Below are 12199 nucleotides of genomic sequence, written 5' to 3'. Positions count from 1 at the left end.
ACTACAGACTTAGCCGTCAGCGTCTCTTCCAACAAAGCGTTCGTGAAGTTCGCTGCATCATTACCCGTGGAAGACGCGTAAACGGCATAGTGCTCTGACGCATAATTGGCATCCTGTGCACATACCCAGAAAGTAAGCGTCCCTCCGCTTGGCAGAGAAAGCTCCGGTGTTATCAGATAGTTGTCAGGTGTCTGAGCTCCCTGATAGTTAATATAGGAAGCCGAAGAGACACANACACAAGAACCACCTTCGTGACCGGAGAAAGAAGACCCTCCGGGAGGAGGTGTAGTCGTCCAGTTGTTGCCGTCGCCGTCGGCATCGATAGTCTTCCAGCTTGATGGTATACCATTTTCAAACGATTCGGAAAGACTAGGATTAGGGTCAGGATTAGGGTCAGGATTAGGATTCGTTCCGTTGGGAGCATCCCACTTGAGCGTTACCTTCTGACCCGCTGCACTACCCGTCAGATTCTGTACAGGAGCAAATTCACCTGAACCCGGTACAGTAACGTCTTTACACTCCTTCGGAGATACACCGGTTTCGTACTTAACTTCGACACAGTAGTTATACTGGCCGGGAGCTACATTTTCCTGTTTGAATGTCGTTGCCGTGAGATTCTGCGCGATAACAACATTGTCACGATATACCGTGTAGGTATAGTCATCGGAAACACCTCCGCCAGAGACTACTACGTCATCAAGATAAAGACGGAATATACCTGTACAATCAAAATGACGGAACGCCAAATAAACATCCTGTCCTGCATAGGCAGAGAGATCAATGGTCCTCTCCTGATAGGGAGCTGGAGCCTTTGCACCTTCGCTCTTCAGGACATTTGCAGGAACAGATTTGCCACTTCCAAGAGTTTCTTCGAAGAGCTTGACTGTAAAGTTTGCAGCCTCGTTTCCGGTTGTGGACAAGAACACTCCATAGTGCTCATTTTCCCAAGGAATTTGCGATGAAATCCAATACGTAAGCTCACCGTCTTGGGGAACAGTAATCTTAGGAGTTACCAGATAGTTGTCCGGACTCAAGTTGGGTTTTGCGCCTGTGCTGCTTTCCCATGATCTACTAAACATAGCACCATTACCTGTATGAGTAGCGGTGTTGTAAACGTTTATTGTAGATAGCCAATTGCGACCATCACCATCAGCATCGATCATTGTCCAACCATTTGGAAGCGTTTCTGTATCGAAGCTTTCGTTCAACACATAAGCTCGTTTGTCGGATGCGGGGGCTTGCCAAGTGAGGGTTACCGTCTGCCCTGATACAGACCATTGGAGATTCTGCACGGGAGCGAATTCATTGTCACCTTCTCCGGTCACCACAACGGACGCAGCATCGCCGGAACCTTGTCGTTGGACAGTGAAATGATAAGTCTTACCGGCCTCTACTACATAATCATTGCCTTTGGAAACACCCTGCCCTACAATATATATTAAGCCGGGATTCGGGTTGATGATTACATAGTCATAAGTGCCGGCAGGAATATCGGCTGATGCCGTTCCATCAAGCACGAAATTCGTAGGAGTAAACGAAGCATCGGCATTGACCGGAACTTTATACTCGAAAGGATCGAAAAGGCCATCAGGAATTGTCTCGGTAGCAAACCAAAAACCATCTTCGGGAATCGATGCGCCGTACTGATCGTGATCGTCATCCCAAAGCATTTGATAGCCTGTGCCGTCTTGCCACACATCGTGAGCTTCCAAGATAATTCGTGCCATGCCGGCAGGAATCGGATCTCGGAGATCCTTGGCTGTGGATGTTCGAATACCTTTCTGCACCGTCTGGTGCGTCACAGATGGAGCCGTCTTCGGCCCTCTCTGTGCAGTAGCCGTCTGTCCCCAACACAACAGGGATAGCAGGACGGCAAGCGAAAATAAAGAATTCAATTTTCTCATACCTTTTGAAAGTATTAAAGATTAATATTTCGCGAGATAGTGCTCTACCACTATCGCCCGAAAGGTATGTTTTTAATCTTAACCTGCCAAATATTTTTTGCTAAAAAGACACAAAACACAGTTTTATTCTTTAGAAATTAGCCGAAAGACAGACCCATCGCTGAGGCAAAGTTTTACGCCATCTTTTTTGAGGATTTTATGTTTTCCATTGAATCCAAAGAGATTCGAGGCAATTATACAGAAAGGTTGAAAAGCTTACATTCTATGATAGAAGGGAAGATATAGCCCCCTCTACGCTATATCAATTCTCGGAAAGAATCGATAGCCTTTGAATCCTTCTTCAATAGGATGAGAAGCAGAGCAGGTATTTAGACCTCGTATACAGTTCTATATACCCTCTGATAGATTGGTTGCAACAGTACAGTCTCGGATAACAGCTCTTCACCTCACAAAAACTGTGTATATGAGGATAAAAATGACAATGGAATATCGCCTAAGATTCACATCTTAATCGCAAGAGAAGAAGCGAGGAACAAAAAGATCCGATCCACTTGTTTCGATAGTCTATTCGTTTCGATATATACCGAATCTCTCACCTTCTCTGCCGATGCTCCGCCCTTCGCCAGAGAACAGCCGGGGCCCCTAAGATCGAGAGACGGGACTGCTGCTTTCCGGCTTGAAAAAGATGGCAAAGAGGATGGTAATGAGCAATGCATAAGCCGCAAAAATATACCATACCGTGCTCCAAGCCGTATGACCGGCATCCGTAAAGCGATCCACCACCCAACCGCTGGCAAATCCGCCGATGATGGCTCCGATACCATTGGTCATGATCATAAAAAGGCCTTGAGCAGCTGCTCGAATCGAGGGCGTAGTCTCTCGATCGACAAACATGGAACCGCTGATATTGAAGAAATCGAAGGCCATACCATATACGATCATTGACAGAACCAGGAAAATGAAGCCGCTACCCGGATTGCCAAGACCAAAGAAAGCGAAACGCAACACCCAAGCCAACATACTCATAAGCATCACCCGTTTGATCCCGAAACGTCCCATGAAAAACGGAATGGCCAAAATGAAAAGAGTCTCGGAAATCTGTGACAAAGAAAGCAACACATTGGGATGCTGCACGGCAAAGCTCTCGCTATAAGTATCTGCGAAATCGGACAAAAACGGATTGCCGAATGTATTGGTGACCTGAAGGGCTGCTCCCAATAGCATGGCAAAGAGGAAGAAGACTGCCATACGACGTTGGCGGAAAAGGACAAAAGCATCCAGCCCCAAAACGGCAAGCACCCCCTTCTTCTTGCTTTCTTTTGCCGGAGGGCAGTGAGGCAGGGTAAAAGCATACAATCCCAATGCAAGGGAAGCCACAGCACTGACATAGAATTGCATACTGCTCATTACCCATCCGCATATATCGACAGTCCACATGGCCAAAATGAAGCCGACAGTACCCCATACGCGTATAGGAGGGAATTCCCGCACTATATCCATACCGGCTTTCTCCATAGCAGTATAGGCTATCGTATTGGTGAGAGCGAGAGTAGGCATATAGCTCATGCAGAGCAGGAGCATAACAGGATAAAAAACAGAGTAACTACTCAGCGTGGAAGCATAAACCAGCAATATGGCTCCGATCAGATGGCACACACCCAAGAGTTTTTGAGCAGCCACGTACTTGTCCGCCAGAATACCCAGCAAACCCGGCATGAAAAGAGAGGCAATGCCCATCGTACCGTATATGGCACCTATTTCCAAACCGGAATAATGCAGTACGCTCGCCATATATCCTCCAAGGGAAATCAGCCAAGCTCCCCAAATGAAAAACTGCAGGAAATTCATCAGGATCAGACGGTATTTCAATTGCTTCATGATGAGTGTGTGATTGTAGTTGTTACGGAAGACTGAAAAGAAAAAGCCCTTCGACGGCACCGAATCCCGAATCGAAAGGCTTATTCCGGAGCGTATAGCACATATCAGTTATCAGTATAGGTCATACTGTAGACTCCTATACGCGCTGTTTTATCTTTTTTTCCAAGTAGTAGTTTCACGCCTGACGGGAACATGAAATTATTCAGCTGAGAGGTGTACATTGAGCCACCGGCTCCTGCAGTCTGACGCTTCACAGGCAGCAGTACGAGAACAAGATCCTTATTGATATAAGGCTTACCCTCGGGGGTCTTCTCCGTATTGTTCTTAATATGCTCCATCAACAGGCGGCTGATATTGCTAAACCGATACTCCCGTTTCTTAATGTTGTATATGGTCGAGAGGAATGCAGTGCGGGGCTGCATCAGTTCGGTTTGTTCTTGCTCGAAGAAGTTCTTCACCGAATCCTGTGGCAAGAGCAACAGGTAAGAGGGCGGACTCAGCATCAAGCCCTCAGAAGGCTTCGAGGCACTGATATTGAACTGTGCTTCACCGATCTGCCAAGCCAAAGAGGAAGACAGATTGCTCGTGAAAGCATCCGTAAACTGCTCTTTGCTGATCGTCAGTTGCGTCATCACCCCTGCCGGACTCTTCACACAAGAAAGAGAGTCATTCTCCTGCAACAGGTGGGATATTTGGGAGTTCTTGATATGATTGACCTGATAGGATTCGCTCGTATTTACGAATGTCTCTGTAACCGTCTTGGTGGAATCGGCCGTAACCTTGTAGTTATAATAGATGGCCATCTGTGTATTGTACACGCTCACCACAACTCCCGTACCCGTCGTAGTAGTCACATACAGACCGCCCAACACATTATTATAGAAGCTCTCCTGCGTATCGAAAACACTTGGATTGTTTACCGAGAGGTCGTATATCTTTTGGCCGATCTCATTGGGCAGGGGTATTCTTACGCGGTGGAATGCTGAGTCATTGCCCGCCTTGAATGTCTGCGAAGCGATGATCTGGGTTTCGTCCAGCAAGGAAGCTAATTCCTCCGTAGAATAGTACGAGGGAGGAATGGCTTTGTTGATTTTATAGATCGAAACCTTCATGAGGGCTGTTGAATCCCCCACCCAACTATCATAGTTGATACTAAGCTTCACGGAGTCGATCTTCCCATCTTTGGGCGGATACTTGAATTTGAAATTCCTCGGACTCTTGAACTGCATGATGTAGTCAGCCTTCAAGTCGCCGTATTCGGGATCCGTCAGATCTCCCAGCAGGGTATAGTTCGTTCGGTTGTATATATCGCCCATCGGTATCGTCTTGACAGAAAATTCGAGCGTATCCACTCTGGCCGAAACCGGATCCGAAGGTGGCTGGATAGAACCTCCGATCGGAGACAGATCATCATCGCAGGCTGCCGTGAGGAAAGCCATTAACGAAAAAACAAGAAGAAGGTATCTCTTCATAATAATGGTGAATCGTTGGGGGGTTTGCGTGGAAAGGCAGATAATTAACGCTAATCGCTGCCTGCATATTGTTTTTACGGCGCGGTCAGGCAGAATGAGACAAATCAGTTGGCCGTCAAAAGATCGCTATAGAAGTTGTCGAAAGCCTCTTCATAGTTCTCTTTCCCTTGGTATGGGAGGAAAGCCTTCCCCTCCAAAGAAGATATATAGTCGGTCAGCTCCGGTGCTATGGTCTCCGATCCCTGAATGACACCGTCGGCATATCGGATGGCCAGACGGCTCAGAGCCAAATAGTCGGATGACTGCTCCATTACGGACAGGTCATCGGCCGTGATCTTGTCGAATCCGAGCTTACCGAAGAGGGTCTCCGGGATCACTCCCTGTCCGGCATCATCGTAGATGGAGTAGACCACTTTTGCTTTTTGCAGGCAGGGGTCGTCCACATACATCTTCTTCAGATACAAGGCAGCCAACGCCGTGAACCAGCCATGACAATGGATGACATCGGGGATCCAACGCAGTTTCTTGATCGCTTCGAGTGCTCCACGCACAAAAAAGATGGCTCGCTCATCGTTGTCATTCTCCTGCTTAGGCTTGATGTCGTACATCGTCTTGCGCTTGAAGAAATCATCATTGTCGATGAAATAAACCTGCATGCGTGCCGACTGGATGGAAGCCACTTTGATGATCAGCGGATGGTCGTTGTCGTTGATGATCATATTGATACCGGACAGGCGTATCACCTCGTGCAACTGGTTGCGACGCTCATTGATGATACCATAACGGGGCATAAAAATGCGCACCTCGTTGCCTCGCTCCTGAATGGCCTGAGGCAATTTGCGCGAAACGACCGATATGTCCGTTTCCGGCAAGTAGGGGAAAATTTCTTGGGATATGTAAAGAACTTTTTTGGAATCCATTCTTTTACCGTCATCTACGTTTCTCGCAAAGGTAGAAAAAAAACTCATCGACAAGATAAGGAAGAAGTACGTAAAGCTCTCTTAGATAAGTATAAAAAGAAAAATACACCCAAGTATCGCAGCACATAGCCAACTATTATAGCAGATAGAGTAAGCCGATTCCGCAGGGAAGGCAGACAAAAAACTAAACAATCTGATCAAGCATAAGGCGTAATGATAAAGGCACAAATAGATTAATAGATTTTTAAGAAAAAAGCGAGAAGGCCAAAGAATAGCCCCGCCCCGTTTGGGAAAAAACAAGAAACGAATTGCCACACAAAAAGGCCATCACGCCCCCTTAGCAGAATCGACGGTTTAAAGACGGAAGAGATAGTTGAGCTTTATGCTCAGAGTCAGGTTCGACGATTTGCCATGAGGATCCTGCTGGCGGTTGTTGAGGAGATCGTGGAAGCCATAGTACAAACGCCCTTCCATCTCAAAAGTTCCCAGACGACTGGCATCGAATCCGAAACCAGGTCCACCGGCCAGTCCCCACTCGAAACGACCGTGTAGGCCTTGCGCATAACGTCGCAGCTGTAGTTCGGTGAAGTCCGAGCCTTGCTTGACGGGTTTCTCTGATACGATGAATCCAAACTGAGGCCCCAAATTGAGAAAGGCATAGAGACCTCTTTGCCGAATTTTGACATGTGTGAGCAGGGGTATCGTCACACAATCGAACGTGCGGCGATAGGCATTGTCAGGTTTTCCCTCGAATTTTTCTTCCCAACCCAGCCGGACATAATCCACTTCCATCTGGAAGCCGGCTTTCAAGGCTCCTGTACTTTCCTCGTTTACCCGAACAATGAGACCACCCGATGGCGCCAACAACATCTTTTGGCCCACTGAGGGGTTGAAGAGTACCTTGTTGGCGGATACGCCTCCCGCGAGTCCGACCTGCACACGCAATGACCGCTTGGCCGTTTGGGCTTCGACCAAATTGACCAGAGATAGGAAAATGAAAAGACTGATACTTATTCTCAGAAACATGATTTTCTTCAGATAGAGTTGCATAGACAGTCGAACATTCGTCCACTCGTCATGAAAGAGCAACTATTGAGATATGGCCACACGATCCACCCCTCCATCGGCTCTCAGGGTAACGATGAAGAGGTTGAGATTCACAAAGCCGCCATCGCCTTTTATCTCACGGAATTGGAAGTCTGTCTGCAATCCCGTGGAGGGGAGCATGGGGAGGTTGTTCCTAAGTGAACGGCCATAGGAGGCTAAGCCCCCGATAAAATAGCTGGTAATATCGTAGCCCAGAACGCTGTACTTGGGGAAGCCACCAGACACCTTATGATCGTACCAGGCATAATATTGCGAAAGGAATTGTTCGCTTTCGAGGTTTGCTGGATTGAAATAGAAGGAAGAGTAGAATGAAGAGCCGTATTTCCTCATTCGCCCTTGCATATCTCTGTCGAAGGACTGCCACTCGGGGTAGCCAAAGAAAGTTAACTGTTCCGCCTTGCCATTGCCATCCGCCAAATAAAGTATACGACGAAGGATGCTCTCTCTCGCCATGCAGGGCATTATCACGATACGGGAGTCGGAACGAAGCAGCTTGACCAATTCGCCCTGTTCTGTATCGGAAGAAATCTTCGTATAGGATTTGCCTGCCTTGTCCATCTCGGACATAATGAAGGCGGCACAAGGCTCAACCGATCCCGAACCGGTGACGAACACAACGGTTCTATCGGCATATCGCTGCATAAAGAGCTTGGCAACCTGCGGATAGAGGTATTCTTGGGGAGGATTGATCTGGAAGAGGTTGGCCGAAGCCCTGCCGGCTATTTTACCGGAGCTGAACGGAACCACGTAGTTGATACCGCGCAGGTCTGCATAGCGTGAAATAGCAGCTATCTGGTCGTTGGAAGTGCCCCCGATAAGGAGGTGACAGTTATTGAGTTCGCCACTATGGATTACATCCTCTGCATCAGAAGCATTGGATACATCATAAACGCGCAAGGTCACCGAAACGCCCCGTTTCTTCAGACGATTGAGCCCCATCAGCATACCTTCGTAAAACTCCACATATCGCTGTGTATTGCCCGACAGCGGGAGCATCAGACCGACTTCTATAGTTTCGGACTGTACCGACATGGGACTGGAGGCCATAGAGGTAGAGTCAGCCTTGGGAATACGCAGCTTCCTACCGGCGGGGAAGTTAGAGGCTGATATACCCGGATTGGCCCTCATCAGATCGTCTTCGCTCAACTCATATTGCCTGCTGACAGAGTAGAGCGTTTCCTGTGGCTGGATAATATGTTCACTCGGGAGAGCAGCTGCTGAAACTCTGCTATTGGACTTGATCGGCTTGGCCGGAATAAGCAAGGTCTGTCCTTCTCTAAGCCCCTGTTTGGCCGATGGATTGAGCGCATAAATATCTTCCTCCGAGAGACCATACTGACGCGCCAGTCCATAGACGGTCTCTTTGGCTTGCACCACGTGCACCTTTGTCCTGCTACGCGTCTGAGCAGCCATCGACATGGCAGACATCAGCACACAAGCCATCAGCAGGATATAAAAACCTTTTATCCGGAATACATGATTTGTCATGATTTTACCCCCTTCTTTTTTAGTCCTATCTATTAGGTGAGATGAGGCAAAGATAACAATAACGACACTGCAGACAAATGTGTTATCCTCTTTACAAATCCCCATATCAGAGAGCTACATGGATTAATCTCTTCATTATAACAGGCCCATAACTATACGAAAAATCATCCGGATATCATAGAAGCATTTTGAGAGATTAAATTAAAATGATGGACTTACCACTCGGCTTGAGGATATCCCATACTTCTTTCAAATTCTAAATAATATTCAGCAAGACAAACAGCTCAAATCAAAAGCCATTTCAATGTCGAAAGACAAGGTTGCTTAAGGGACAGGCAATGTCACACACTACATCATTTTATTAGCAATAATTCCTTGCGTTGATAGCTTACCAAAGTCAGCTGTTTCGACAGAAACTCGTACCCAATAAGCCCATTAATTTTCAGATCTTTATCCTTGTTTAAATGAGAGATATCACTAAAAACAGTTTGTGATTTTTTGAACAAGGTTGTTCCGGCATAGAATTCTTTCAATTGAGCATGAGTGACATCTTTCTTGTTTTTAGAAGCTCCACCTAAACTTTTTGTCGTTATTCCCTCCAAATTATCTTTCACTTTAGCGAAAAGGGTTATATCCAAGAGATTTGCTCCCGCACCACAATCAATACCCAATTTATAATAATCATCTCCTATCCTGATCTGCATAATGGGGATGTGGCCTCTCCATTCAAGCGGAAGAGTTTCAATAAGGTGTTTAGATAGTTTTTCTTTTCTGTATGTTTCGAAATAATCCGGATTGATTAGTATGACAACATTCCTGGCATAATCATACAGTACATCGTATTTACTCAAGAAATCATGGCCGATCAGTCCGTAAATCTGCCTACCTTCGCTCTCCAAGTGTGATATGTCATTCGTAAGCATATCTTTCCGATTGACACGGATTCCATAAAAGTCAATGCTCGTATTGACAATATTTGTTCCTGATAAACTCTCGTCGTGAACTCCTTTAGCAGTACTTAAAACAGTTTCCTCCTTTTCTGTATCGACTGTGTCTTTCTCGATATATTTCGAATTAATGATGGTAAATCCAGATCCACTATCCAATATGAAATCTTGCTCTTCTCCATTGACAGATGCCTTGACAACAATCAAATTTCCCATTCTTGTAAATGGAATTTCTATCACATTACTCAGATTGTATTCTATTTTGGAAGGATCTACCTTGGCTGTTTTTACCACGATTTTTAGTAGTTCCATTCTTTTTATCCTATTGTTTTGATCAAACTCGAACAACGCCTGTTTCTTTCCGTGTTTCTCATATTCAACATCGTAATTAAAAGTCAAGTCAACGTTTCCTGTTACTTCTGTCAGTATGAAACTCTCGATGTTTCCCAAATTACTAACCAACTGCGCCAATACCGTTTCTGCTACGGGTGAAGATTGACCTGCAATTTTAAAGTTTTCCGCCAGATATGGCCTTATTTGCTCCATGTTCTGTTTGCTAACGGCATCAAAAACAACACCGACAATTCTTTCACATTCGGTTCTATCTTGCGCAAAAACCGTTATGGTAAAGAATACGGAAAAAATCGACAATAAGATTCTTTTCATAACTATTACATTAATTTTCATTGTGTTCTCGGCAAACTATAACGCATTCGGCAAGAATGGAAAAAAAGTAGGGAAGCAGCAGAATGGGCGATTACATTAATGTGCTGGCGGGAACATTTTTCACCCTTGGCTGTATGCCAAAGGTATCTACTGCAGACGTCCTTCCCAAAAAAGATAAGCACAAGCTGTATCAGCACATAGCAAACAAAGGAATCCATGCGTTCAAGTACTTGGCTTGCAATATAGTAAAAAGAATATTTCGTAATACAACTGTGATCATTCTCCGTAGTAATATACACTCCAATATCAAGTACAACACTATTGTAAATTTTGACCATCAGGTATAATTGCATACTTTTAGCGTCTTAAGTAAGAGTCACAGATCGCATCAGTTTTTTCTAACAACTAAACTATTTCGACAAAGAATGAAAAAATTAAACTACTTATTTTTATTTGCCGTTTTATTCACCTTATTCTGTTCAGGACAAAAAGCAGTGGCACAAGGTGTAACACTTCCTTATCTTGAAGGTTTCGATGAAGGAATCCCCTCCACATGGACTATCAAGGATGCCGATGGCGATGGATGGTGTTGGCTCCACGGGGTTCCTACATCTTTCCAGAACACTCAGCATGGCAATGGTATGATGGCATCCTTTTCTTGGAGTGGCGGACAGCCTTTGAAACCGGACAACTGGCTGATTTCTCCCATAGTGACCGGTGCGACCTCTGTGAAGTATTACGTAGCTGTAAACACCCTATATCCTAATGAGCACTATGCTATCATGGCTCAGCTGGAAGGGCAAGAGGATTATATTGTTGCCTTTGAAGAGACGCTCACCGGGACAAGAGCACAAGGGCCATTCTTCGAACGAATGGTGAATCTTCCGGCCGGCACGCAACGAGTGGCTTTCAGACATTACCAGTGTACCAATCAAAACTTCCTTCACATCGACGAAATTTTGTTCATGGGCAACGGGGCGCAGCACAACCCTGTCATGAATTTGCAAGCGAGCGTAGCAGACAATGGGACTGACGTGCTACTCCAGTGGAAAGCCCCTGTTTCAGACGAAACCGACTTCTCCTACACAGTGTACCGTGATGCAGCAAAGATTGCAGAAGGCCTGACCACTACCACTACTACATACACGGATGCGAATATGGCTAACAAGCAGCATGAATACTGCGTAGAAGTAAAATATACCAGCGGTGTATCGCCGAAGGCCTGCACCAAATTCGTACCCCAAAGTGCTCAAATGATAGCGGTGCAAAAGCCTTATACGCTGACGGTGACAGAAAACACGATCACGGTATCTTGCTCAGGCAAAGCCACCATCTACGACATGAAGGGACGGCAATTGGCTTCGGGAACGAATAAAGTAGTCTTTACGGCTCAGAACAATGTATATGTCGTAAGGATCGAAATAGATGGTAAGACCTACGCAGAAAGAATTTCCGTCAAATAATCCGCATCCGATTCAAAATTCATATTTCCTGATTCGATCTTAGACTGAACAGGGGTGTGCAAAAATCGCGCTCACTGCGATCGTAGCACACCCCTTTCCTTTTTCCAAGATTTGACGGACAGCTCTGTTTTATCACCTCGTGAAGAGACCCTCCGAAGGCTGCGAACTATAAATAAATCGAAAACTATCTGTATACAAATCGGAAATGTTTTATATACAAATCGTTTGATGACCTCTTCTGAAAAGACTTCCGAACTAAATTGGTATTACCGCATAAAAGTCATGCGAACGGAGTACTCGTTTTTTGATGAAACTGCCCTGACAAAAAGAGAGAAAAAACGCTACTGAATAAGA

At 45.7% G+C, this 12199-nt stretch carries 8 protein-coding genes; 1 reads left to right on the top strand and 7 read right to left on the bottom strand.

What is annotated here, in order from left to right; translation table 11 throughout:
- The 7 genes from HQ50_RS08070 to HQ50_RS08040 form a co-directional block, all read right to left on the bottom strand.
- On the bottom strand, positions 1 to 1904 hold a 1904-nt coding region (locus HQ50_RS08070; RefSeq protein WP_039429585.1), incomplete at its 3' end, for a choice-of-anchor J domain-containing protein.
- A gap of 642 nt (positions 1905 to 2546) precedes the next feature.
- The gene (locus HQ50_RS08065) at positions 2547 to 3782 is read right to left on the bottom strand and encodes a nucleoside permease (RefSeq protein ID WP_039429583.1); all 1236 of its coding nucleotides are present in this window, start codon (positions 3780 to 3782) and stop codon (positions 2547 to 2549) included.
- A 104-nt stretch (positions 3783 to 3886) separates the two neighbouring features.
- The gene (locus HQ50_RS08060; protein ID WP_039429579.1) at positions 3887 to 5254 is read right to left on the bottom strand and encodes a DUF4270 family protein; all 1368 of its coding nucleotides are present in this window, start codon (positions 5252 to 5254) and stop codon (positions 3887 to 3889) included.
- 104 nt (positions 5255 to 5358) lie between these two features.
- Entirely contained in the window at positions 5359 to 6174 is an 816-nt protein-coding gene (locus HQ50_RS08055; protein WP_039429575.1) for a glycogen/starch synthase, read from the bottom strand.
- A 354-nt stretch (positions 6175 to 6528) separates the two neighbouring features.
- A complete protein-coding gene (locus HQ50_RS08050; protein WP_039429588.1) occupies positions 6529 to 7200 on the bottom strand; it encodes a porin family protein in 672 nt (223 codons plus the stop codon).
- Positions 7201 to 7263: 63 nt separating this feature from the next.
- Complete coding sequence (locus HQ50_RS08045; protein WP_018965868.1) at positions 7264 to 8769, bottom strand: LysM peptidoglycan-binding domain-containing protein; 1506 nt, start codon at positions 8767 to 8769, stop codon at positions 7264 to 7266.
- A gap of 353 nt (positions 8770 to 9122) precedes the next feature.
- Positions 9123 to 10382, bottom strand: coding sequence for an aspartyl protease family protein (locus HQ50_RS08040; protein WP_235316777.1), 1260 nt, complete (start codon positions 10380 to 10382; stop codon positions 9123 to 9125).
- A 494-nt stretch (positions 10383 to 10876) separates the two neighbouring features.
- Here HQ50_RS08040 and HQ50_RS08030 point away from each other — a divergent pair, with 494 nt between their 5' ends.
- Entirely contained in the window at positions 10877 to 11845 is a 969-nt protein-coding gene (locus HQ50_RS08030; RefSeq protein WP_039443753.1) for a choice-of-anchor J domain-containing protein, read from the top strand.
- Positions 11846 to 12199 lie beyond the last annotated feature (354 nt).

This window comes from Porphyromonas sp. COT-052 OH4946, assembly GCF_000765965.1.
GTDB classification, from domain to species: domain Bacteria; phylum Bacteroidota; class Bacteroidia; order Bacteroidales; family Porphyromonadaceae; genus Porphyromonas; species Porphyromonas gulae.
This window is presented reverse-complemented; position numbering and strand designations above follow the sequence as displayed.